Origin of the sequence: Clostridium bornimense (assembly GCF_018917145.1) — a bacterium.
GTDB lineage: Bacteria > Bacillota > Clostridia > Clostridiales > Clostridiaceae > Clostridium_AN > Clostridium_AN bornimense_A.
In genome coordinates this window covers 1-26401 of the sequence record NZ_JAHLOD010000023.1, presented here as the reverse complement: position 1 = coordinate 26401, position 26401 = coordinate 1, and the positions used below count along the sequence as shown (strand labels likewise).

General features: G+C 26.8%; 18 protein-coding genes. All 18 read right to left on the bottom strand.

The window, feature by feature from the left end; genetic code table 11:
* Positions 1-94: 94 nt before the first annotated feature.
* The 18 genes from KQI30_RS17570 to KQI30_RS09545 all read right to left on the bottom strand — a co-directional run bounded on the left by KQI30_RS17570 (position 95) and on the right by KQI30_RS09545 (position 26143).
* On the bottom strand, positions 95-547 hold the full coding sequence (locus tag KQI30_RS17570) for a hypothetical protein (protein ID WP_367397844.1): 453 nt from the start codon (positions 545-547) through the stop codon (positions 95-97).
* 144 nt (positions 548-691) lie between these two features.
* Positions 692-973, bottom strand: a complete 282-nt coding sequence (locus tag KQI30_RS17565; protein ID WP_367397845.1) for an Rpn family recombination-promoting nuclease/putative transposase — start codon at positions 971-973, stop codon at positions 692-694.
* Positions 974-1141: 168 nt separating this feature from the next.
* Entirely contained in the window at positions 1142-1522 is a 381-nt protein-coding gene (locus KQI30_RS09620; protein ID WP_216463089.1) for a hypothetical protein, read from the bottom strand.
* A 30-nt stretch (positions 1523-1552) separates the two neighbouring features.
* The gene (locus KQI30_RS09615) at positions 1553-2188 is read right to left on the bottom strand and encodes a hypothetical protein (RefSeq protein ID WP_044036776.1); all 636 of its coding nucleotides are present in this window, start codon (positions 2186-2188) and stop codon (positions 1553-1555) included.
* A 6-nt stretch (positions 2189-2194) separates the two neighbouring features.
* Entirely contained in the window at positions 2195-4645 is a 2451-nt protein-coding gene (locus KQI30_RS09610) for a DEAD/DEAH box helicase family protein (protein WP_216463088.1), read from the bottom strand.
* 9 nt (positions 4646-4654) lie between these two features.
* Entirely contained in the window at positions 4655-5716 is a 1062-nt protein-coding gene (locus tag KQI30_RS09605; protein ID WP_216463087.1) for an NERD domain-containing protein, read from the bottom strand.
* Positions 5717-5900: 184 nt separating this feature from the next.
* Positions 5901-6803 carry a hypothetical protein gene (locus KQI30_RS09600; RefSeq protein ID WP_216463086.1) on the bottom strand — a complete coding sequence of 301 codons (903 nt, stop codon included), beginning with the start codon at positions 6801-6803 and terminating at the stop codon, positions 5901-5903.
* 49 nt (positions 6804-6852) lie between these two features.
* On the bottom strand, positions 6853-8238 hold the full coding sequence (locus KQI30_RS09595) for a UvrD-helicase domain-containing protein (RefSeq protein WP_216463085.1): 1386 nt from the start codon (positions 8236-8238) through the stop codon (positions 6853-6855).
* 28 nt (positions 8239-8266) lie between these two features.
* Positions 8267-8932 (bottom strand): hypothetical protein, encoded by a 666-nt coding sequence (locus KQI30_RS09590; RefSeq protein ID WP_216463084.1) that lies wholly within the window; start codon positions 8930-8932, stop codon positions 8267-8269.
* Positions 8933-9476: 544 nt separating this feature from the next.
* Positions 9477-11597: a UvrD-helicase domain-containing protein gene (locus KQI30_RS09585; RefSeq protein WP_216463083.1), complete on the bottom strand. Its 2121-nt coding sequence runs from the start codon at positions 11595-11597 to the stop codon at positions 9477-9479.
* Between the two features lie 50 nt (positions 11598-11647).
* Positions 11648-14887 carry a type I restriction endonuclease subunit R gene (locus tag KQI30_RS09580; protein WP_216463082.1) on the bottom strand — a complete coding sequence of 1080 codons (3240 nt, stop codon included), beginning with the start codon at positions 14885-14887 and terminating at the stop codon, positions 11648-11650.
* 49 nt (positions 14888-14936) lie between these two features.
* Positions 14937-15674, bottom strand: coding sequence for a Fic family protein (locus KQI30_RS09575; protein WP_216463081.1), 738 nt, complete (start codon positions 15672-15674; stop codon positions 14937-14939).
* 112 nt (positions 15675-15786) lie between these two features.
* Positions 15787-17061: a restriction endonuclease subunit S gene (locus KQI30_RS09570; RefSeq protein ID WP_216463080.1), complete on the bottom strand. Its 1275-nt coding sequence runs from the start codon at positions 17059-17061 to the stop codon at positions 15787-15789.
* Positions 17051-18568: a type I restriction-modification system subunit M gene (locus tag KQI30_RS09565; protein WP_216463079.1), complete on the bottom strand. Its 1518-nt coding sequence runs from the start codon at positions 18566-18568 to the stop codon at positions 17051-17053. Before KQI30_RS09565 ends, KQI30_RS09570 begins: the two co-directional genes overlap by 11 nt.
* 33 nt (positions 18569-18601) lie before the next feature.
* Positions 18602-19195: a YdaS family helix-turn-helix protein gene (locus KQI30_RS09560; RefSeq protein ID WP_216463078.1), complete on the bottom strand. Its 594-nt coding sequence runs from the start codon at positions 19193-19195 to the stop codon at positions 18602-18604.
* A gap of 151 nt (positions 19196-19346) precedes the next feature.
* Positions 19347-21080, bottom strand: coding sequence for a UvrD-helicase domain-containing protein (locus KQI30_RS09555; RefSeq protein ID WP_216463077.1), 1734 nt, complete (start codon positions 21078-21080; stop codon positions 19347-19349).
* Entirely contained in the window at positions 21067-23733 is a 2667-nt protein-coding gene (locus KQI30_RS09550; RefSeq protein WP_216463076.1) for a hypothetical protein, read from the bottom strand. The genes KQI30_RS09555 and KQI30_RS09550 overlap by 14 nt, the downstream gene beginning before the upstream one ends.
* Positions 23726-26143: a UvrD-helicase domain-containing protein gene (locus KQI30_RS09545; protein ID WP_216463075.1), complete on the bottom strand. Its 2418-nt coding sequence runs from the start codon at positions 26141-26143 to the stop codon at positions 23726-23728. Before KQI30_RS09545 ends, KQI30_RS09550 begins: the two co-directional genes overlap by 8 nt.
* Positions 26144-26401 lie beyond the last annotated feature (258 nt).

The window sequence follows — 26401 nt, the reverse complement described above, 5'->3', positions numbered from 1 at the left end:
TGTTTATTAAAACTCATATTAGCATCTGTTCTAGCAAAGTAGTGGTGAAATTTACTCAAAAAACGCCACGGAAAATCTTACGTGACGTATACTATTATAAATTAATTTTCTCAATAAACTCTTCTATACTACTGCTTCTAGCTGCTATCTTATTCCACATTCTCAATGTTTCTAAATTATTTTCTTTTTCTAGTATATTCATTATACTTTCATTTACTAATCCTATATCTAATAAGAAATCAACTATTGATTTCTTTGATTCTTCTATCTTTCCTTCTTCTATTCCTTCTTCTTTACCTTTTTGTATATTATACATATCTCTTACTTCATCAACAGTCATTTTTATTTTACCTCCCTTAAATTCTTTATACCTTTTTTCTAATTCTTCATCTTGTATTAGAAACAAGTACTCTAAAAAATATACTAATGCCTTAATTTGATCATTATTCTTAACTTTATCGTAATTACTTAATTCATTAGCAAGTTTTATTTTCGCTTCATAAATTTCTTTATCACTAGCGCCCAATTTCAACAATTCTTTTGCCATTTAAAAAACTAACTTTAAAGGGTTGTTTTCATTTATTCTACATAAATCAATTTTCTCCACATCTATTGTTCTAAAATTATATGTAAGTATCTCCTCTTCTAAATCTAATGGTTTATATACATATCTAGTATCTTTCCCTCTATGTCATTTATATGTATATATTGCTGCTGCAACAATTTCTGATGTATCATTATTTTTATATCTAAATTTATCCCAAATTCTATAGAAGTATCTAAACATTCTTTCTCCAAAAGAATTATTTTCACTACTGTAGCTTTGTACTTCTACATGAATAAATAATATTTTACTTTCATTATCTTTTAAATAAACCTTAATTATCTTATCTGAAATTATTTTTTCACTGGCATCCTGATGAAAAATTTCTTTTTGAATTTCTAATAATTCTTTATCAAGGATATCCTTAATTTTTTCTTTAGTTTAATTATTAACGCTTTTAAGTAAATTATATCATCAACTTATTTTATAAAAAATCAGATTCTAAAAAAAATATCACGTAAAATATTATTCTAAAAATAAAATCTTACGTGACGTACATTTTTAAAATTATTTTCTCAATAAATTCTTATATACATATTAATGCTGCATATCACTTTCTAATGCTTTAATAATTCTACAACCTAATATTTCATATTCACCATTACTAATTGCATCTAATACTGATTCTAAATCCCAATTAATTTTCAAACCAATATCACATTCTCGTTGTTCTTTTGGTATAGAGTAATACTTTTCCCAAAATTCCTTATTCTCTGCATCAGTAGGCCACCAGAAATACTCTAATTCTTCATTAGTGTAAAAATCCATAACATTTATGTCATCCCCATTTAATCTTTCTGCTTTCTTTTCTCGCCTTACATAGTTAATAAGATTGTTAATTCTTCTAAATGTATTATTATCTTTATAACTAAATTCAATATAAAAATCTGATTCTGTAATTTCCCCTTTATTACTCATTGTATCCCTCTTTTATAATGTTCATTAAAATTAAATGTCCTTTATACTATTAATTGACTCTTCTAATGTTTTAATAAGCTTAGATTTAATTTTATCTGGAAACATTTCTTTTATTTCAGTAAGTAACATATTACTTTTATTTTTAATCTCTTGCTGAAACTCTGTAGCTGTTATGAAATTTTCTTTAAAACTAGTTTCCTCCATCTTAACATCTCTGAAAAAAATCTCACCACTTTTTAAAACTACTTCTTCTTTAATAGGTTTGGTATCCATTAATGGGCCGCTTACACAATCTATATCTTCCATACCTTCAATCTTATGATATACTTCTCTTAATTCTCTAACCTTAATAAGATTATTAGACTTAGTTAATTCTATCCACACAGGTGCTTCAATTTCAGAAAACATTACATAATTATTACTTACTAATAACTTTGCCGCTTTAATAAGATTTCTAAACCATAAAGTTACCCACTCATCTTGAAAGCATCCTACTTCATACATTTCTTCAGTTATTTCACCTTCAAAAGTCTCTCCAATCTTACTTCCATTAAAATTTAGTTCAATAATTCCTTCTAAGTCATCATATTCCTTATCAAATTCTTCTAAGGACATTGAATTAATTTCGTTCATATCTAGAACTAATCTATATTTGATTTCAAACATATTAACTTATCCCTCATTATCAAATCTCATCTTATAATACTCCACTGTTCTAAAATCAATTATATCTTTAAAATGAGTTAAAAATTCTTCATTTTTAATATATGATTCTAATGATTTTGACAGATAAAATTTATCATTTTCAAAAGTAAAGAAATCTCTATGAGTTTTGCATAAAAATTTTATTGGATTATCTTTGGCTAATTTATAATATTTATCGTCATTCCATGATTTATAGTCTTCTGTTGCTTTATGTTTTTTCATATCTATGCCGTTAGAACCGTAACTATAAAAATTCCTAAAAGATTTTGCTATATCACTTTTATCAAGTTTCATTATCATATTTCCATCGTTATAGAACGCTAATAATAATGGCATTTTATATGTTTTACTCATAGCTGTAGTTTCTATTTGCACTAAAAATCTGTGAGCTACAGTATCTAGCAATGGCGACTCTTCTCCCATTTCACTTAGAAATGATATGTAATCTTTAAATATATTTTCTTTAGATTTTGCTTTGAGGTTTATATATAAGTCATCTTCCATTTGTAAAAAGAATTCTTTTCTATTTGGAGTATGTCCTAATTCTTCTTTAATTCTTAAGAACTCATCTTTTATCCATGTTTTAATATTTCTTGATCTACTATATTCTTCTTTAAAAATATCTATAAGCTTAAAATCGAAATCTACTAAGCATCCGTCAGGATAATCATCAACTTGAGGATTTACAAATCTGTTTCCACTACTTCTTTTTCCGTCTTCGCCTTTTAATAATAATGGCACTAAGTTAACTTTTTTATATTTGCCTATAAAATCTAGTACATTGAGATATTTTTTATCTTTTGATTTTCTAAGACCTCTTCCTAATTGTTGCAAAAATACTGTTGATGATTCTGTAGGTCTTAAAAACATTACCATGTCTATTGATGGTACATCTAATCCTTCATTAAACATATCGATAGAAAATATTACTGAGATTTCTCCTGATGCTAATTTTTCTATAGCTTCGTTCCTATTATATTTTCCACCACTATAAACAGCTACAGCTTTAACTCCTTGATCTGCAAAATACTCTGCCATATATTCTGCATGAATCTTTGATGTACAAAATCCTAATGCTCTTTTACTATCAAACTTTCTATAATGATTATAAACTAAATCCGCTCTTTCCTTTTTACTTAATGCTTTTTCTAATTGTGTTTCATTATATTTTCCTCTTGAATAATCAATACTTTCATAATCTACTGTATTATCATAAATACCATAATATCTATATGGACAAAGGATATCTTTTTCTATAGCTTCTTTTAATCTAATTTCATAAGCAACATTATAATCACAAATTGCGAAAACATCTTTGTTGTCCATTCTTTCTGGTGTTGCGGTTATACCAAATAAAAATTTAGGTGTAAAATAATCTATTATCTTTTTATAATTACTAGCAGTGGCATGATGAAATTCATCTATGATAATATAATCAAAATCATCTTTCTTAAAATATTTATCACTTAAATATTCTTTTTTACCTAAAGTTTGTACTAATGCAAAAACTACATCAGCATCTTTATTTTTTATATTGCTATAAAAATATCCATAAGTAGAAGATTTCCCTCTTACATTCCTAAAACTTTTATATGCTTGTTTTAATATTTCTTCCCTATGTGCTACAAAAAGTACCTTCTTATATTCCTTTGAGTCAAAAGCTGAAAGATATGTTTTACCAACACCAGTGGCAGCTACTACTAATGCTCTATCAAAGCCCTCTTCCCTTGTAGCCTTTAAGTTATATAAGCATTGTAGCTGTGTGTCAGTAGGTGTGTATAAATCTATAATATTAGTATCTTCCTCAACATCATCAACAATAATACGTCTTCTTCTCCAAGTTTTTGCATATTCATTAAGCTCATCCCTCCCTATTATAGTAGAGTGGTTTAAAAATAAATCATCAAAAGTGCTTTCAAAATAATTAAAATCTTCTGGTGACGTACTTTTATCAATCCTATAATTCCACTCAATAGCATCAGTAAGGGCTGCTCTAGACATATTAGAAGATCCTAAATAAATTTCTCCACCTTCATTGTTTTTGAAAATATAAGCCTTAGGATGAAATGATTTATTCTTAACATTATAAAATCGCAAATCAATCTTATCCCCAAAGTTATATTTTAATGATGTAAGAGCTTTAGGCTCTGTTATATTAAGATAGTTACCTGTTAATATTTTTATATTAACTCCCCTATCAACTAATCCCCTAATATCGTCTTCTAATAGCTTAACACCGGTATCTTTTAAAAATGCTACGATTATTTTAACTTCTGTAGCTTTTTTAAATGCTTGTCTAAGTTTTGGTAATAGATGATTAGTTTCTCCTGTGATACAATTGTTGTTTATGTCTTTAAATTTAATATTATCTATAGCGACTTCATTAGTTATAATATTCTTAATATTGATATTTCCCATAGACTTCTCCTATTTATATTTCTCTACAATTTTAATAATATCTCTACCGTACTTCTCACATTTTATATCACCAAAACCTCGTATTAACTTTAGTTGTTCAATACTTCTTGGCTTGTACTTTATTATATCTTCTATTTGTTCATTTTTATAAATCATATATGGTTTTAAACCTTCCTCTTTACTTTTCATATATCTATATTGCTTCAATTCTTTATAAAAATCTGTATCCTCTATATTATATTTTGATACAAAATTCTCATCATTAACAGATTTGTTTTCTAATTCTTCGCTACCTTGATCTTCATATATACTATATTTCTCTGTATAATCTTTTTTATTTTCCTTATGATGACTTAAGTAGAATTCTGCAAGTTCCCTCATTTCTTTATCTGACATATTAGGATTAGGACTTAGCTGATTAAGTTTCTTTATATAATCATTAACTTGATCGCAACGAATTATCTTTTCTTTAATATCTTTTTTAGCATATTTCATATTTGTAACAGTTTTAGGATTTGCTAAAACTACAACTGATTTATAATTATTATCAAATTGCTTTTGAAATAATTTTTTAGATATAATATTGTTTTTACTATTTAATCTTAATTGTTTTAATACTTGCATATGACGCTGATTTTGAGTTATAGGACTATATATTCCTTCTTTTATATATCTACCATTTATATTAAAAGTACGAATAAATTCTCCATTACTATTTACTTCAATATTTCCAATAAGATTTTTACATTCTAATATTATAGTTAACTTTTTTGTTATTATTAAATAATCTATTTGTGCAGTTAATCCATCTACTTCTAAAAATAAATCATGTAAAACTATCATAGGCATAAAGCTATTTTTCAATTCAAATAAAATAGCCTCTTCACCTTTAAGTCCATATGATAATATTTTAATATCCTCTTGGATCTTTTCTTTCTTTTTTCCTGATGACTTTTCTTCTAATGCTTTAAGTTCTTCAATTTGTTTAGTAGCTTCACTTTCATCTTTTAAAAAAACTGGTTTCTTTAATGCTTCTGTTCCTGTAATAACTTCTTTCAAATAATTTAACATAACCTTTTTTACCCCTTTTGTTGTATATCTTATTAATCCTATTATATCAAAAATAATCCAATAAAAAATAAAATAAATCCTGATAGAGCTTAAATTACCCCATCAGGATATTTAAATATATTTTTAAAATAATAAATGATATCAAAGCTTTGATGTTTAGATTATAAAAACTCTCAAAATATTACTAACGTGAACATTGATCCATTGTTTGTACAAGATTTTTATATCTATTTGGTGAAACCTTTAAATAATAAAATGCCCCTTCATTTAAATTATGTCCAATTACTGGTGCATAAAACGAATCACAATATTTACATGAAAAAGTTTTATCAATCTCTTGTTTAGTGCCATCTACGTTAATATAAGTTTCCTTTAGTAATACTTTTGTAATAAACTTTCCGCATGTTGGGCAAACATAAATAGTACCCCTAAAATTTGCTGTACCTTCAGGTACAATAGGATTTAAATTAGATAGATGTGATTGTTGCATCACACCTTTTACTAATGTCCACCTATCATCTATATGAAGTGTTTTATTGCCTTTTCCATTTGAAACGTCACTTATTGGTATCATTCTAATTAATTTTTCCATGCTAATTTGTTTATTACTACATTTCGTAGTCCAGCTATTTCTGGAAATATATGCTACTGCATTATACCTGCTAATGTTATTATTAATTTGACTTGTAATTGATGTAAACACATCATCAATTTGAAATGGTGAACTACCACTCCACATCATTCCACAAATACATACTGTATTAGCTAATTGCCACAAAATAGTCCCTTTCTTTAATGTTTTACACTCCCAATCTTCCATATTTTCTTTAATATCTACTTCTTCTACTAAGTTATCCAAAAGATCTACCTTATACCATACTCCTCTAAATTCATTATAAATATATGCTATATCTTTTTTAATTCCCACCTTTGTTATTCTACAATATTCACCTTTAATCATATGGTCTGTATAATCTGCTAAAATTAACATTACTGGTGATCCATTTTGATTTCCTGTGTTTACTATATGTTTTTCTCCACCAGAAAAAGTATTGCTACTCTTAAATAACCTGCTAAAAAAACTCATCTCTATCTCCTATTCTGTATATCTCTCATCTTATAACATATACAATATGCTAATTTAGTTTAATTTCTATATATAATTCACTATCAATTTCTTGTAGTAAACTATTTTTATCTTTAAAATACATAACATCTAACTTATTCCTTGCTCTAGTGAAAGCTACATACCAAAGCTTTCTCTGATTATTCCAGTAATCCTCATCTTTTGAATCTCTATACATAGAATCATCTTCGGTAAATTCTGGTATTATCACATAGTCAAATTCTAAACCTTTTGATGAATGAAGTGTAGTTATTATTATATCCATTTCAAAATTTATTTTTTCTGATCCAGTCTGTAGAAATGCATCTATACCTGCCCTATTTAAAACACCCTGTACTTCTCTTGCAGTATTTCTATTCTTACAAAGGATACCTATCTTACCATCAATATTATTAGTCTGATAAGAATTAATTCTTTTAATTAGCTCTGCATCTCTTAATATTGAATTACTACAATCTATTAATGTTGGTTTTGCACCTTTCATAGTCTTGTCAAACTCTGGTTCTATATAGTTTTCACCTCGCAATGATGTATCTTTCTTCTGCAATTCACTAGCAAATTTAAAAATTTCATAGGTAGATCTAAATGACTTATTTAATCTCTTTGCACGTCCACCTTTGAAATTTGCTCCTACTTCTGCCCATGTATAATTAGTCCTATATATTTTTTGTCCATCATCTGCACAAACATAAAATCCCCTTTTAGCTATCTTTCTAAGTAATTGCAATTCTACTTGATTTAAATCTTGTGCCTCATCAATATATACATAATCGTACTTACTTACATCTTCAATTCTAGGATATAAAGAAAATCCCAAATCTATAAATTCAAATTTACAAGCATATTTCTTACTCTTCTCAAACTTTTCATAGATATTATAAATAACTTCTCTATCTATAGAATTAGGCATTAACCTCACTTTTGTTCCTCTTCCTATTCTCTCCACATTCATGTAGTCAGATAATGAACGTAAGTTTTTTCCTTTGATAAAATTAAATTCTTCACATAAAAATTCCAAATTCTCATTACTATCATCTATAAATCTGTTATCGTAATCTCTTCCCATATTATCAACAATTTGTTTTATAAGCTTTTTCTTTTCATTATCCCATAACGGTTTATTAGGTCTACCTAAAATTTTTGAAACCTCTGCATATGCCCAACTATGAAAGCTTTTAATTTCTATATTACTCCTAATACTATCTTCTACCAGATTTTCAATTTTCTGATTTAGAGCTTTATTAAAAGTTATAAATAATATAGTTTTACTTTCTTTACACTTCTTTATAGCATTAGCTAAAAGTGATATTGTTTTTCCACTTCCCGCAACACCTCTAACTAATAATTCATCCTCTCCATAATTAGCAATAGACTGTTGTTCTATTGTATAATTCACCCCTCTTACCTCCTTATGTGTCATCATATTATTGTAACAATTTTTCAAGAAATTCTTTTTCTGAAATAACATTAAATGTTTTTATCTCTTCTGTAATTTTGCCAAAAAAAATATTCTTTATATTATTAAATTCACTTTCTTCCATTGATCGCTTAGCACTACATTTATATGGAATACTATTCATTTTTCTTAAAAATACATCCTCACTTTTCAAATCATCTTTAAATATTATTGGTGGTAAAAAAGCATATTTATTAAATCCTTTACTCTCCCATTGCTCACTTGATATATATGGTAACACTATAATAGGCTTTATCCCTACACTATCATTGTATTCATCAATATCCTTTAAAAAATCAATAATATTTGTAATATTTCTATCTAATTGATAGTTAGGATTTATTTTTTCTTTATATATCCCTTCGCAATGCCAACCATCAATACTAATAGATATAATATTGTGTATATTAATGCCCTTTACTTCAAAAACATTAATTCCTAATTGTTTATCAATCAAAAGTACATCTGCTTCAATTGTGTATTTTTTATTCAGGAAATTCATAATATATCCATGCTTTGCAATGCATTCTTTATCAGAAAAAATACTCTTAATAGAATCAAATAATATTTTTTCTCCACGATATCCTTTTGATTCACAATATATATTTTCAAAAAAGATTGATTTCTTTTTCAAATTACTCATTCCTTTTATAAAATAGTTAAAATACTAAATTTCTTATAATACTAATCTAATATTTTATTTTAGATATTTGCTCATAAATTATATTGTTAAAATACTTATATTAACAATATAATTACTTTTGACAGAAATTTTGCTTATTGTATGCTTCTACAATTAATTTTCGTATATTTATAAAAATACTTAAGATATTTTAGGAATTCTTATAAATAGAAATATACTAATTGGTGTAATCATACAATAATTTCTTTTTAGAAATCAAAAAAGCGCAAAACAAAACACCCATTAGGGTGTTCTATTTAAATGATCTTTTAAAGCATCTAGAACATAGAATAGATATACATAAAAACAGAACGTCTCTTGATATGTATACAATAATCTACTGCAGATATAGCCAAAACACTACCAGATCATTATATTTTCTTTTCCATAACATTTAAATCTAATCATCTTCAACAAACATAAATAACTCATCTACAGATGTATTTAAAATTATTGTGTTATTTGTTATTAATAAAAACATCATTATTTTACTTATTTATAATTGAATCAAATCATAGAAACTATTATCAACTTTATCTATTATCTCAGGCACCTCTTTATTACAGTACATATATACCCCTTCTCTAGATCTAGTAAGTAGCGTATATAATATCTTTTCTTTATTAGTATAACTATAACTTTCAAACTCATTTAGCCCAAGAATAAATACATAATCAAATTCTAATCCCTTTACTTGATGATAATTTGTTACTGATACATCTTTTGTAAAATCCCATTCATCTTTTACTGCTATATAACTATTAATTCCTGATTCATTTAATTGTTCATCAATATATTTTAGATGTTTACTATCTGGATATAAAATGACTATGGAGGCATCTTTATTCTTAGATTTTATATTTGTTATTTTTTCTTTTATATTCTCTATATTATCTTTTAACCCTTTTCCACAATATAATATTGGCTTTGAACCGCTATTATCATTAATAATTTCATCTTCTTTTCCAATCAAAGCATTAGCAAAATTTATTGTTTGAATTGTAGATCTGTGAACTTCTTTTAATGTAAAAAAGTTATCTATTGTAATACCTAAGCCATCCCATTCATCTATATTAGTATTAAAAATTTTTTGATTAACATCTCCTGCTAACGTCATTGAATATGTTGAAATATTCTTTAATGCCTTTAATTGAATAGGTAGAAAATCTTGAACTTCATCCACTGCAATATGATCAAAAACTCTTAAATCATCATTAATTTCTCCTGAAATCAAAGTTAATAGATAAGTTATCAAATATAATTCATATTTATTAGCTCTATTTTGGAATAAAGGTTTATAATAGAAAAATGCATCTTTGTATGATTCCTTTAATTCCTCTGATATATAAATCTTATAAATAATGTTAGTTGCATTTAACATATAACTCTTATTATTAAAATCTATTTTACTTACATAAGTAGACTTTAATATCTTTTCTAGTTCTCTATCTATAGTAGATTTTCTTTCTTCTGAATTATCCATTGCACTTACAATATCATGAATATCATCTCTTAGTTGGAATATATCTTCAATAGTTATAATGTCATTAAATAGATACTGATCTGGGATATAGAATTTTAGAATATCATTACTAGTTATCTGTTTTTCTATTTCATTACTTAAGCTTTGCACATAATTGAAAAGTATATCTCCAAACTCTACAGACTTATATGCTTCTATTGTTTCGTCACTTATCTTTGCATTATAGTTAATAAAACCTATATTACTATAATTTCTTACTAAATTATAAGCCCACTTATCAAAGGAAAAAACTTTTATATTTTTAAGATTAAGATCTCCAATAACACTGCTTAAATATTCTTTTAATGCTACATTAAAACAAACTAAAGCCATATTTTCTTCTTTAAACATACCACCGAACTCATTTAATAAATATCTCAATCTATGAATGGCTATATTAGTTTTACCAGTACCTGCTCCACCATTTATAAGAGTTACTCCTATCTCTGGTGACCTCATTACTGTATCTTGTTCAAGTTTCATTCTATCAATAATTTCTTGCATTCCTATTTTTCTATCGCCAACAGGTTTTATAACCTTTTTCACTTTAGGCATTTCACCTTTAATTACTGTTACATCTTCACCATCATAAGTATAAGTTAGCTCTTTCTTATAGTATGTTAATTTCTTAAGCTCTGATTCCTCTATAATATAATCTACCTTTTCTTTGACATTATGCTTTATACCATTAATATTTTCATATTCACCTATATCATAAAATCTTAATTTTGCAATATTATCAGTAAATAGTACTATATCATTTTCATAATCCTTTTTATATTTTGAAATAAATAAGTTGCCATCTCCTGTAGTAACTTTACAAAAATACGGTGATTTTATAAATAATTCTGTGTCTTTTTCATCACCGTCTCTACAAAGAACAGCATAGTTATCTCTAAGTGTATTTAATTCTTGTCTCATATATATTTTATCTTCCCTATCTGCATAAGGAATTTCTTCTCTAAGGTCACATATTTTCTTTTCTAAAACTTTGATATCTTCTTTATATTTTTCTTGTTTCACTTCTACATTATCAATTGTATTAGATATGTGCTTCTTTGTATTATTCCAAAATTCAATATATTGTTCTGTCATTTATTATATCCCACCTTCCCCATATACCTTTTACAAACCCTTATATACTTTTATTTGTATTTGCCTTCACTTTCAGCTGCCATTTCAGAAAAATCCATACTACCACACATAAGCTCTGCTTGTCTTAACACTGTTTCTAACGCTTTCTTAGATTTATCTGGTGGATAGTCATATTTCTTTAACAATCTTTTTACTATTCTTCTCATACCAGCTTGGGCACTCTTCTTTATGCTCCAATCAATAGAAATATTTCTCTTTATTGAATAAGTTAATTCATGAGCAATAAGTTTTAATGTTTCATCTGTCATAAACTCTTTTACAGCTTCATCATCTGTTAAAGCATCATAAAAAGCTATTTCATCTGATGTTAATCCAAGCTCTTCTTCTCTTGACTTCATATTTTTTAATTCATGAGCCATTCTTATTAATTCTTCTATAACTTCTGCATTGGTAATAGCTTGATTTCTATACTTATTTAAAGTTTTCTTTAACATTTCAGAGAACTTTTCTGATTTAACTAAGTTAGTTTTCTCCAATGTTTTCAAGTTACCTTCCAACAATTTTTTCAACATTTCTACTGCTAGATTTTTTTCTTTCATCAATTTTACTTCTTCTAAAAATTCTTCTGAAAGAATGGACACTTCTGGTCTTTTTAATCCCATTGCATCAAATACATCAATCACTTCCTCTGATATTATTGATTTTTCTAGCAATTGATTTACTCTAGCTTCCATTTCTGCTTTTGATTTTTTAGCAGTTGATTTAGTATCTAGCTTAACTAAACTAGCTTTTACAGCTTTGAAATAACTTACTTCTAATGCATGATTTTTACCTTCATCAGTAGCAGCACAAAGTCCATGTGCTTTGCCTAACTCTGTAGCAAATTGTTTAAATTCTTTTTGCTCTTTTTCATTAAGGCCACAAACAAAATTCATACCTTCTACTATTGCTCTCATTCTTTTTGCTTGGCTATCATTCATATACCCTGAATAATCTAATCCATGAACTATGCCTCTTAATATTTCTAACTTTTCTAACATTATTGAAACAGCTACTGATGTATCTATCCCAGTATTATGCTTATCACTGTCTGTATATTGTTTCAATGCCTTTTTTAAACTTTCAAGTATTCCTAAGTAGTCAACAACTACCCCTCCAGATTTATCTTTAAATACTCTATTAACTCTAGCTATTGCTTGCATTAAGTTATGACCTTTCATAGGCTTGTCTATATACATAGTATGCATTGAAGGAACATCAAAACCTGTTAGCCACATATCTCTAACAATAACAATCTTTAACTCATCATTATTATCTTTCATTCTATTAGCTAAAGTATCGCGTCTTTGCTTTCCACCAATATGAGGTTGTAGTCTATCATTATCAGCAGCACTACCAGTGATAACAACTTTTATCTTACCTTTGTTAACATCATCACTATGCCATTCTGGTCTTAATTTAACAATCTCATCATATAGAGAAACACAGATATTTCTACTCATGCAAACTATCATTGCTTTTCCATCAATAGTTTTAGCTTTTTCCTCATAGTGATTTACTATATCTTCTGCTAATCTTTTAACTCTACTTGGTGCACCAACGACAGCCTCTAACCTTGACCATTTACTTTTATACTTTTCCTTTGAGGTTTCCTCTTGTCCTTCTGTTATTTCATCAAATTCATCATCAACTTCACTAAGGACATCTTCATTGGCATCAAGTTTAATTATTCTATTTTCATAATATATCTTTACTGTAGCCCCATCTTCCACAGCTCTAGTCATATCATAAATATCAATATATTGGCCAAACACAGCTGGTGTTGACTTATCATCAAGTTCAATTGGTGTACCTGTAAATCCAATAAAAGTAGCATTTGGTAGTGCATCTCTTAAATACTTTGCATATCCATACTTAACTTCACCAGTTTTTGCATTAGTCTTTGCCTCAAGTCCATATTGACTTCTATGAGCCTCATCTGCAATAATAATAACATTTCTTCTATCTGTTAATACTGGCATCTCACCATCTTCTGGTTTGAACTTTTGAATAGTTGTAAAGATTATCCCACCAGATTCCCTATCGTTAAGTAAATCGAATAAACCATTTACTTCTTTTGAATTATCCTTAGATTTTACATTACTTAATTTTTGCTCATCTGAAAGTTTCCTAACATCAGCTTGCTTTGGAGTTTGTCTTAATATATCAGAAGACTTAGCAAAAGTAGAAAATAACTGATCATCTAAATCATTTCTATCTGTTAATACAATTATTGTTGGATTATTTAGTTCCTTAACTAATTGTGCTGCATAAAACACCATAGAAAAACTTTTTCCTGAACCTTGGGTATGCCAAATAACTCCTGCCTTTTTATCACCATTGACACTACAAGCTATCTTAGTTTTTTCAACAGCTTTTCTAACAGCAAAATATTGATGATACCCTGCTAATATCTTGATATTGGTAGCTTTATCTCCAATCTTATTGCCATCTTTATCATAATCAGCTTTTTTAGAAGTTTGAAACAATAAGAAATTTTGTACTATATCTAATAAACGCTCCTTAGATAACATACCTCTTAACATAACTTCATACTGTGGCACACTTAATGGTTCAATTTTTTCTCCATCAATACTTCTCCAGTTCATAAATCTTTCTTCACTAGAAGTAATTGTACCTACCTTAGCATTTATACCATCAGATAATATGCAAAAAGCATTGTAATTAAAAAGACTAGGAATATCATTTTTATATGTTTGAATTTGATTATAAGCTTCTTCAATACCTACATTTTCATCAGTAGCTGATTTAAGCTCTATAACTACTAAAGGAATTCCATTTACAAAGATAATTAAATCTGGTCTTCTTTCTTCCTTTTCAACTATTGTAAATTGATTAACAACTAAAAAATCATTTTTCTCTATATCGTCAAAATCTATAATATAAGCTTTTTCAGTTTTTATAGCACCATCTCTACTAAAAGAAACATCTATTCCTTCCACTAAAAGCTTATGAAAATCCTTATTATTATCAACTAACACTGGGCTATTAAATGTAATAATCTTTCTGTAAGCTTCTTCTAAAGCTTCCTCTGGCAAATGTCTATTTATACTAAATAAAGCATCTTTAACCCTTTGTTCTAAAATAACATCTTTATAATTAAATCTTTCAGCACAATCACCATCATAAGCAATATCTGGACCAAATGCATAACTATATCCAAGCTCTTGTAGTATCTCAATGGCCGCTTGCTCTAAATGATCTTCTCTAAAATTTTCTAATAAACTCACTACCCACCCCACCTTATTAATTGAAATATACTATTCTTTAATTCTTCTATTAATTATTAATTAAATACAAATAAGTATCTAAGCTCCTATGTACGGCATCTGTAACTATTTTAACAAAATGATTTAAATAATTTTTAGTGCTAGCTTCTTCTAAAGCTTTCATATAATCTTCTCTATCAACATTTCTTATTACTGTTATTGGATAACCATTTCTCATCAATATTAAATTCATAAGTAACCTAGCACTTCTACCATTACCATCAATAAAAGGATGTATGTATACAAATTTGAAATGAAACTCTGCCGCTAATTGTATAGGATGCATTGTATCTTTATTTTCCTTATACCAATTAACTAAATCATTCATCTTTTCCTTTACATAAAAGTGTTCTACTGCTCTATGGGCACTGCCACTAATAAGTACATTAGTAGTTCTATACTGACCTGCATTCTTATTATCTATACTTTTTAGTATTATATAATGTAAATCTCTTATTACTCTTTCTGAGATGTCTATATCTCTACTAACTATATCATCTATATAATCTATAGCTTCTTTATGATTTATAACTTCCAAATGTTCTCTTAAACTTTTTCCCTTACCAATTGTAATACCATCTTCTAAAATTACTTTTGTTTCAGTAATAGTTAAAGTATTACCTTCAATAGCATTTGAATTATAAGTAAGGTCAACATCAAAATATTTCTTTAAATTATTTAAAGCTTCTTTATCTAATGGTCTTTTACTATCTAAAACTGCTTTTTTACTATCTATTTCATTAAACAAACCTACACCTCACTTTTTATTAAAAGTTCTATAATTAATAATTATTACATTAACATTTTAACCCAATTCTTAATTATCCATTCTATAAACTATTGTTAATAATTTAAGACTTTTAGTCTAAAGGTACTCTTATTTCACCTGACATAAGTTTTGGTAGTAATGTGTCTCTTAAATTTATTAATCTATTACTCTGTTCATTATTTACAATTATATTTTGCCTAATATCAGAAAATATCTTTGTTGCTTTACTTAATAATTCTTTATCTTTAGGAATAGATATTATTAACTTATTTACGAATTCTTTATCAGCATGTGGTATTGCTGAACCAGTTAAATGAGATTTAATGTTTGATTCATTCATTTTTAAGAAATAATATAATATATCTTCATTTATTTCACTATCTTTAATAAATATTTTAGATAATGTTGATCCAACTATTCCATTCATACCATAATATAAAGCTCCAGAACTAGCTCCATCCATTACCATTAATACATCTTCTTTATTTGCTATAACAACCTTATCATTAATTGCATATTGAATATTATTTCCATTTAGTGCATCTATAGTTAGATATTTTTCACTGTTTTCAAATGGTTTATCCAAAATATTCTTAGGCTTTTTACCTTTAATAAATTTTATATAATTCCTTAACTCTTTTAATGCCCACCCCTTAGGAATCATCCCCATCTCACTTTCAACCATTTCTCCCCCACTAGATTTATAAGGTTTTCCTTCTTCATTTGGAAATTCAAAATCAACAAACCAGTGCTTAAAAATAGCTTGAGCCATTTCTTCTAGTTTTTTATTTATCTTATTGTTTATTTCTATTTTTTCATCTAGAGATGATAATATCTTTGCTATTGCTTTCTGTTCATTTATTGGTGGAATTGGAATCTCTAAAGCTCTAAATGCGGTTTTATTAAACTTAGGTTGAGCACTTCCTGAAAGAATTGATTTTATACTCTCTTGTCCTCCTTTACTTAAAAACCAGTAGTAATAAAAATTATCCTCTCCTTTTGTCTTTAACATTACTGTGTTAGGACCTAAATTCATTTTATATGATAACCTAGGTGCTTTAAAAACAGTTCCTACATTTGCTCCTACATTAGAAATAATAATCTCTCCCCCAAAAAGTTTAGTTTTAGATAAGAATTCATAAGCATTTTTATCAATAAAAACAAAATCACCGTCATATCCATTATTATAATCCACTAATCTTAATAAAACTGCATAATTAGGTTTATTATAATACGTAACATTCTTTTTAAGTGTGGCAAAACTCCCATTTGCAACATAATCTGTAACAACTTCAGTGTAATCAATAACCTTTTTTATACCCCACTCTTTAGGAATTTTCCCAAAACGAAACTCTTTAAAACTCATAGCCAATCCCCCCTAGATTCTTTCTTATCTCTTCCTCTAGGTTTCTTGATTTTTCAAATAGTTCTCCTAGCTCACTTGTTAAACTTTTCATTTTTTCATCAAATGGTATTCCATCATCTTCTGCTTCTTCTATACCTACATATCTTCCTGGAGTTAATACATATTCATTTTCTCTTATCTCTTCTAATTTTGCAGCTTTACAAAATCCTTGAATATCTTTATATTCTCCACCTATATTTCTATAATTATGATAGCAATCTGCTATTTTCTTTATATCATCTTTACTTAGTTCTCTATGTCTTCTATCTACCATTTCTCCTAAGTTTCTTCCATCTATAAATAGTATTTCATCTTCTCTTCCTCTAAACTTAGGATTATCCTTTTTATTTCTATTTAATATCCATAATGATACTGGTATACCTGTTGAGTAAAATAGCTTATCTGGCAAAGCTACTATTGCATCTACAAGCTTAGCATCTACTAAATTCTTTCTTATCACACCTTCATTAGAAGTATTTGAGCTTAAAGCTCCGTTAGCTAAAACTACTCCTGCTACTCCATTTGGTGCAAGGTGATATACTATATGTTCAAGCCATGCATAGTTTGCATTTCCTTCTGGTGGTACTCCATATTTCCATCTAACATCTTCAGTTAATTTATTTCCACCCCAATCACTAATATTAAAAGGTGGATTTGCAAGAACATAATCAGCTTTTAATGTTTTATGTAAATCATCATGGAAGGTATCTCCTTGATGTGGTCCTATATTACCATCTAACCCTCTAATAGCTAAATTCATCTTACACAATTTCCAAGTTGTAGCATTAAGTTCTTGTCCGTAAATTGATAAATCATCTATTTTCCCTGCATGCTCTTCAATGAACTTTTCACTTTGAATAAACATACCGCCTGATCCACAAGCTGGGTCATAAATTCTACCTCTATAAGGTTCTATCATTTCAACTAAAGTCTTAACGACACTAGTTGGCGTATAGAACTCTCCTCCACCTTTTCCTTCAGAACTAGCAAACTGTCCTAAGAAGTACTCGTAAACTCTACCTAAAAGGTCTTTCTCCCCGTTCTTATGTAATTTAATTGTTGAAATTAAATCTATAAGTTCCCCTAGTCTTCTTTTATCTAGTTCTGGTCTTCCATATCTTTTATCAAGAACACCTTTAAGGCTTGGATTTTCTTTTTCAATAATAATCATTGCATCATCAATTAATTGTCCAATCTTTGAATCCTTAGCATTATCTTTAATGTAATCCCATCTTGCTTCCTTCGGTACCCAGAAGATATTTTCAGCTTCATATTCATCTCTATCTTCTTCAAAGCCTTCTCCCTCTTCTACTAATTCTTGATATTTAGTTTTAAATTTGTCTGATATATATTTCATAAATATAAGTCCTAATACCACATACTTATATTCTGATGAATCCATACTTCCTCTTAATTTATCTGCTGACTTCCACAATGTTTCTTCAAAACCTATATTTGCACTTGACATACTATTTCCTCCAACCATAAATCTATTTTATTTTTAAAAATTATTATCATCAAAAATTTCAAATATCTCACTTTCAAATTCTGCCTGTTCTTCTCCAGTAGTTATACCCTCTGGCAATATTTCTAAATAATGTGCTAAAGCCTCTATTGTCTTATGGACTATAACTTCATGCTGAGCTTTTTCTACTATTTCTACTATAAGCTTATATGTATCAATATAAGGATTATCCTCTACAACTTCTAGAGAAGATTTAAACCGATTTATTAACTTAGCCTTCTCTATATCTCTTTCTAAAGAATTTATTTCCTCCTTATCATAAACAGGAGTATTAATCATATCGTTAATATCTTCTCCAGCATAAACTTTTCTATTTTCCTTTATTATCGGCTTTAAATCTCTTTTTAACTTCTCCTTTTGTATTTCTAATTTATCTATTTCACTTAAATCTTTCGAAAAATACTCTTGATCTATTCCGAATAACTTCTCTAGTATGGGGAGATATTTTTTAGGTATTTTTTGCTTACGCTTAATCCACATATTGATATTTTGTTTCTTTATCCCTAGCTTTTCTGCTAATTCTACAGATTGCATATTATGTAATCCAAGGATATACTCTAAACCTATCAATTAGCTCCCCCCTTTAAGCAATTTTATTGACTTAGTCAATATATTTATATTATATTTATTTTTATTGACCAAGTCAATAAAAATAAGATTACTATTCTTAAAATACCTACAACTTATCTTTTTAACTAAGTTGTAGGTATTTTAAAGTAATTTATACTTGTTCTATTTCTTCTTTATCTAAAAACAATCTTCTATATCCAAAAATATTCTTAAGCTCTCTACTTTCTTCAATATCTCTTTTAGTAAAACCACTAGCTTCATAATCTTTATAATTAAAATCATAAATAAACTCAGATATATTGTTTCTTCCTTTTTCAACATTAGCTATTAAATACAGCATTTCCTTCGCCCTTGTCATAGATACATATAACAACTTTTTCTCAGTATTAATAAACTCCAATATATCTTCTTCCACTAACTCTTTATCTTTACCTTCATTTGCTTCTCTTATCTTTTTTATTCCTTTTTTACTTGGATAATATTCACTATTAAAATCAATTATAAATACATAATCAAATTCTAATCCTTTTACATCATATCCATTGGTATAGAATATTTGTTTTTCTTTATCATATTGAAACTTCTTTCCATAGGAATATATATCTGTTATACTTTGTTTCAAATTAGTTTCTAAATACAATCTAAAATTACTCTTTAGACCTGTTTTGCCTTTTATCTCTTCTCTATGAATAATAGCTATACTTTTTGTTTTATCCATACTATAAATTTTATTAATAGTATCTACAATATATTTTCCAGCTGCTTCTAAGCCCTTCGTTACATGTATTATTGGTCTCCTTCCTCTTTTAACAAATTGTCTTTCTAAAAATTTACCTTTTGAATCATAAAACTTTAACGAATTAGCTAACGTAACTATTTCCTTCGTTGATCTATAATTTTTATTTAATATCTTTCTTCTTCCTTTTTGATTAATATTTAAACCTAAATCTTCATACTTCAAAGGACACTTTTTATAAATTCTTTGCTTTGCATCACCGGATAGAACAATATACTTTTTTGTTAAATTACATAATGCCATAACTTGCATAGGATCTAGATCTTGTATTTCATCTACAAATATATAATCATATTTTATTTCATCAGTAATTAAATGTTTATTACTAACTATGTTTAACGCATAATCCTCCAAATCTAAAACCCTTCCATATTTGCCGCTCTCTAAGCTTCCTTGATATTCTTCATATATCTTATAAATTGTCTTTCTTTGATTTCTAGTAAGCCTTATACTTTTACTTCTTCCTGTTCTCTCAATTTCAAGATATTTTTCCTTATTAGTAAATCCCATTGCTTTAATCCATGCTATTTCTTCTGTAACAAAATTATTATTATGAGTTTTATATAATAATTCTTCTTTAGGTAATGCTCTATACTTTTCCTTATCTTTCTCTGTATATTGGCAAAGTATAGCAGCAACTCTTCTTAACGCATCACCCTGATACTTTTTTATTTTTTCTACCGTAAGTTTTCCAACACCTTTATCAATAACCTTTACTTTTTTTAAAATCTTACTAGCAACTTCATGAAATGTCATAATATCAACTTGATGCTTGTCCTTATTTTCTTTATATTCATTTGATGTGTCTAATCTTTTTTTCGTATCTTCTATCAACATTGAATTATATGTTACAAATAAAACTTTCTTCTTTTCTTCCCTAACTAATACGTTTATAAATTTATATAATAATGTTACACTCTTCCCTGTCCCTGCATATCCTTCAATTAGTAACTGTTCTTCATCATCCTCAATAATTTTAATTTGTTCAGGAGACAAATTTATTCCCTCTAAATAAGAATAATCCTTAAAGTTCTGCCAAACTTTTGCGAACTTTAAAAAAAATTCTTTACCGTCATTATTTATAATCAATTATAAACGCCCCCCTTTTACAAATATAACAATGAGGACACATCTTGCAATGTAACCCACTATGTGATGTTATTCCTTTTAAATATTCATCTATAAACTCATTGTAATATCTTTTCCCATCAAATTCTCCTTTATTATATCTATTTCGTATTTTGCTTTTTTCTGTAACAACATATTTACTCTTCAAAATATATAGCTTGTCTATAACTTTAGGATAATTTATTCCCTGAAAAAATTTATACTCATACAAATTCTTTCTACTAAATTCACAATCTAAAATATTCTTTTTATATGCTTCTGTCCATTGAGGAAATAAAGGAAATACATGCTTATATATTTCACTATATCCATCTTGCATATTATTCTTAATAATTGATACTAATACAGAAAATATTAATCTATTATGAAAATCTGAATAATATACTGGATGCTCTTTTAATACAGATGAATAAAGAAATTTATCCCCACAAAAATCTAAATCTCTAAAAGCAACCTCCGGAAATTCTTTATTTTTATTTCTTATTTCATTTTTATCGTAAATATAAGTATTATCTCTGATAAGATCTTCATCATAAAACTTTGATACATCAATCTTTTGCTTTACAATTTTTGCTTTATCATATAAGCTTTCTATTTGCGTTAAAATTATTGACTTTGTATCATCTTGTCTCAATCTTTTTATCCAGCTAAATTCAATTTCCCCTTTGAAATTAATAAGTAAATTTGCTATAGCAAACTTATAATAACTCTTAAATGCTTCTTTACTTTGTATATGTATTGCTATTCCCCTCATTATTGTATCTTTACTAAACTTACTATTTGTTTTCATTATATCTTTAGTATCTTCCCAAGTTAAAATTTTTTCACTTAATGTATACTTGTTTATATACTTATCAAAAGCCTTAAATGATAAATCAGATATAAATATCTTGTTATTATTTGAAAACAATTGTTTATTAAGAATAATCCCCTCTAATTGATCTATTGAGAAATCTTGTTCTTTATCTCTTCTATTCCTATCTAGGTTCAAATAAATACTAAATAATTGAAATATATCCTCTTTATGCATGGTATCTAAAAACCTCTTCTTATTACTCAATACAGTAAAAATCCTAGATATTATTTTTCTTTCTTCCTCACTTCCATTGTTGAATTTTTCTACCATGTATTTATTTTGAAACATCTTTTTCAAGTTTTCTAAATGACCACTTACTTCTATAATGCCATTTTCATCACTTAACTCTCTCAATAAAAAATCTCTAAGTTTTAATGTTACTAAGTACATATATGTTGGAGTTATATTATAATCCTCAAAATTTAGATATCCCAGTGCCTTAAAAGGGTTTGATAAAAATTTCTTTCTTCTATCTTGCTTTGTTCTATACTTTCCTTCCTCATCGAAAATCTTACTAACCGTTTCTAAATTTATCAAATTTTCTATTCTACTAATAATATCATTTAATGTTTTTACACCTAAAAAGTACTCCGAATTTTCTAAAAGATATAAAGATAACTTTTCCCCATTCCAAGCTTTTTTATATTCTAGCCATCCAGATGTAATCATTTCTCTGTAAGTATTAAAAGAAATATATACTTCACCATTTTCCACCTTACAATTGTTATATAAATGATATAAAAATCTACCTATATCACTATTGAAACAATGTAAATTCTCCTTATCTCTCTTACTTCTTTCGCAAGAACTTAAACTGTCCTTATAAAATGTTACATATACGTTATCTTCTACTACTCTAAAAAAATCATTAGCTTCTGTATATTCTCTAACTACAACTTTCTCATCAGTTTTATCATCAATAACTTGAATATTGTTTTTTCCTTCTAAATATTCAACATATTTAACTTTTTTTGAATTAAACTGATTATTTTCCCTCTTTACATTGTATATCTTCGTCCATGTTCTATTAGTTTTCTCTAATTCATTAAAATATGGTACTCTAAATATTACTTCGTATCCATTCCGCTTAAGTCTTTCAATAAATATAAATCTCTTAAAATCTATATAATTTAAATTATAAAAATATATTTTTCTTATTTCCGATTTCTTCGCCATTATCTTTTCTTCTAATTCTACATTTTTTGTCTTATACTGAGACTCCATATATTTTATGAAGTTAGCAATCAAAATTTCTGAGATATTAGTTAAACTCTTTTTTAATTCTTGAGAAAATCTAACTACTTCTTTTCTTGCAATAAAATTATTATATAATTCGTAAATTGCAGACATTTTTTTGTTTGACGATTTACTATTTATACTTAATACATCACCCTCCATAAAAAACTTAAATTCACTTAAGAGCAAATCAATATTATCTTCTAGGAATTTTAATTCTTTTATCATCTTCTCATCATTATATTGACTCCTTAGTTCATTAATTGATAATCTTAATTCTCCTTTTAGCTTTACCTTATTTACGGAGTTGCTCCATATTGGATACATACTTTCAATAAACGTTTCTATATCTAATATTCTCCAGCATTGCTCTTGTTTAATACTATTATTGATTTTTATCATATTTGCTAAAGATACGTTTGCTGTTACATATATAGCATCTTCTTCGATATTTAAAGAACTAAAATACTCTTTTGAGTTATTATGAGCCTCAGCAACATATTTATAATTACCTTCATACATAATCTCTAGCCCCCCCTAATAATGTTTTCCAGTTGTTTTGACCTTCAGTTCCTATTAACTTTGATGCATTTATATATAATCCCTTTTTACATCTTGTCATTGCAACATATAGCAATCTTGTCTCTTCACCTATTATTTCTTCCTTTTCATCTTTAATATACTCTTTGTAATATAAATTTTTATGTTCTTCATCTCCAAATCTTAATTTTAATCCTATGTTCTCACACTTTCCCCTTGATCTTAATATAACATCAACACTTTTATTAATATTAAAACTATTAGTTAACTTAGGTAATACAACATAATCATATTCCATTCCCTTAGCTTTATGCACCGTTAAGCATTGAAGAAAATTATTTTCATCACTATCTTCTAACCTTCTTACATCCTCTATTGTATCTGTTGCCATCTTTATTCTAACAAACTCCTCAATAGCATATATTGAAGATATGTTATCTGAAAAATTTTCTTTTAATATGTATATTAAATACTCTAAATTATTTTTATAATCCAAAGTTTTCATATAAGCTATGTTCTTATAATTATTACTTACTTTTCTTGCCTTATTATATTCTCTACAATAATAATTTTTAATTGGATCTAAATCTTCTATTATTTCATCTACTAATTCTAAAATATTAGTATACCTAAGTTTTTTACTATATTCTTTCCAACCTGAATCCAATAATATCTGTTGCAAATAACTTTTTATTTCTGCAAAATCACTTTCTAAGATCACTTCTTTATTTATGTTTTTATTAATATACGGTGTTTCTATAAAAGAATATATAATATTATTATCTTGCAAATTCATCAAAGCCCTTATCATTACATAAAAATCTCTTACAGATTCATGTCTATAAAAACCTCCTGTAACATCCACCCTACAAAGAATACTGTTTTTATCACAATATTCTTTAAAATCTTTTAGATCATTATTACTCCTAAATAATACTGCTACTACTGCGTCTTTCTCTTTTTTATCTAAAAGAGAATTATAGAAGCTATTATCACTTCCTTCTTCACTTAAATCTATATACTCTATACTAGTTTCTTTTTTTTCTTCTTCCTTGGAATAAATATAATCTTCTTCTTCATAAACAAACTTTTTAACATCATCATTCAATTTTATAAAAATATTATTAATTTCACTTAATAATTTGCTATTTGTTCTATAATTTCTTACCATAGAATACTTTTTATATGGAATATGTTTAGAATCTAATTTATTACAAAATAAATTAAAAGCAGTATACTCTGCACCTCTAAATCTATATATACTTTGCTTTTCATCCCCTACTACTAAAGCCCTTGCTCCTGTAATAGAAATAAAATTAGTAATAAAGTCTATTTGAATGTTATCACTATCTTGAAACTCATCAACCATTATATATTGATATTTCTTATTTGTTTTAATTTCAGTAAATAGTTCCTTATAATATAATTTTTTCATCAAATCTACTATTTCTATATCATAATCCTTATATTCATCTAAATATTCCTGAGCTTTTCTAAGTGTAATATCAACTAACTTCGAAATATCATCTTCTCCAAATTTTACTTCATATCTTGTTGAATTTATATCTAAAGAATAATTATCTAGCTTATCCCATACCTTTAATAATTTATCTTCCATATCATAAATAGGATAATATTTTATTAACGTATATAATTCTTTATGATTCTGGAAAACAAAATTTAACCCTTTAGAAATAGCTAATTTTCTTTCATACTTATAAGACTTCACCTTTACATCTTTATTTATGTTAATATATTTACCATTGTCATTAATTATTTTCTTCGCAAATTTATGAATCGTCATTATTGAACAACTTAATGCTTCATCCATGTAATCCAAATATATAGAATCTCTTGTTGTTTTATAATACATTTCTAATTTCTCTATTAATTTTTCTCTCATAGCTATACTTGCCTTATTGGTAAACGTTATCAAAACAGCATTATTAAAGTTGAAATTATTATTATTCTTTTTTAAAAATATCAATCTATTTATCATAGTAGTTGTTTTTCCTGTTCCTGCTCCAGAAGAAACTATATAATTTCCATCTTCTTTTGAAGTAATTATTTCGTACTGTTGAAAATTAAAATTTGATTCTTTACAACGAATTTTATTATAAAGATTAGAATTAATAACATCTCCATCAATAGCAATAACAGCATTATCATCTCCCAATAAATGTTGACCTTCATATATAAATAATAATTTTCCTATTGCATAACTAAACGTATCCTTCTCATATTCATTTAACTCTAAGTCATCCTTTAAAGTATTAAAAAGAAATAGATGAACCACTATCCCTTTTGATATATTGTCTATAATAAATTCAATATTTTCTTCAAATAGTTCACAATAATATAAGATAATAGAATAACATGGTTTCCTTCTCATAATTACCCCCTCTTTTCCTCTTATTATAATTATTATCATATAATTTCATATAATATTCTATAGTAATTTCACAAATTCTTGCAATTTATTGTGATATGCTAAAAAAGCCATTGCAATTTTCTAACTAAAAAGTTACTATTGATCTGACTCCTGTCAAGTAGACAATCAAAATAAATAAAAGATATATGATGATGCGACTACGTTGTTAGTCGCATTTATCATGATGCTCTTTTTTTCTTTGCTTCTAATTCTGCTTTA

Excerpts from the sequence above, each read along its gene's own strand:
- KQI30_RS17570 (WP_367397844.1), bottom strand. The coding sequence starts at position 547 with ATGGCAAAAGAATTGTTGAAATTGGGCGCTAGTGATAAAGAAATTTAT.
- KQI30_RS09620 (WP_216463089.1), bottom strand. The coding sequence starts at position 1,522 with ATGAGTAATAAAGGGGAAATTACAGAATCAGATTTTTATATTGAATTT.
- KQI30_RS09615 (WP_044036776.1), bottom strand. The coding sequence starts at position 2,188 with ATGTTTGAAATCAAATATAGATTAGTTCTAGATATGAACGAAATTAAT.
- KQI30_RS09610 (WP_216463088.1), bottom strand. The coding sequence starts at position 4,645 with ATGGGAAATATCAATATTAAGAATATTATAACTAATGAAGTCGCTATA.
- KQI30_RS09605 (WP_216463087.1), bottom strand. The coding sequence starts at position 5,716 with ATGTTAAATTATTTGAAAGAAGTTATTACAGGAACAGAAGCATTAAAG.
- KQI30_RS09600 (WP_216463086.1), bottom strand. The coding sequence starts at position 6,803 with ATGAGTTTTTTTAGCAGGTTATTTAAGAGTAGCAATACTTTTTCTGGT.
- KQI30_RS09585 (WP_216463083.1), bottom strand. The coding sequence starts at position 11,597 with ATGACAGAACAATATATTGAATTTTGGAATAATACAAAGAAGCACATA.
- KQI30_RS09570 (WP_216463080.1), bottom strand. The coding sequence starts at position 17,061 with ATGAGTTTTAAAGAGTTTCGTTTTGGGAAAATTCCTAAAGAGTGGGGT.
- KQI30_RS09565 (WP_216463079.1), bottom strand. The coding sequence starts at position 18,568 with ATGTCAAGTGCAAATATAGGTTTTGAAGAAACATTGTGGAAGTCAGCA.
- KQI30_RS09550 (WP_216463076.1), bottom strand. The coding sequence starts at position 23,733 with ATGTATGAAGGTAATTATAAATATGTTGCTGAGGCTCATAATAACTCA.
- KQI30_RS09545 (WP_216463075.1), bottom strand. The coding sequence starts at position 26,143 with ATGAGAAGGAAACCATGTTATTCTATTATCTTATATTATTGTGAACTA.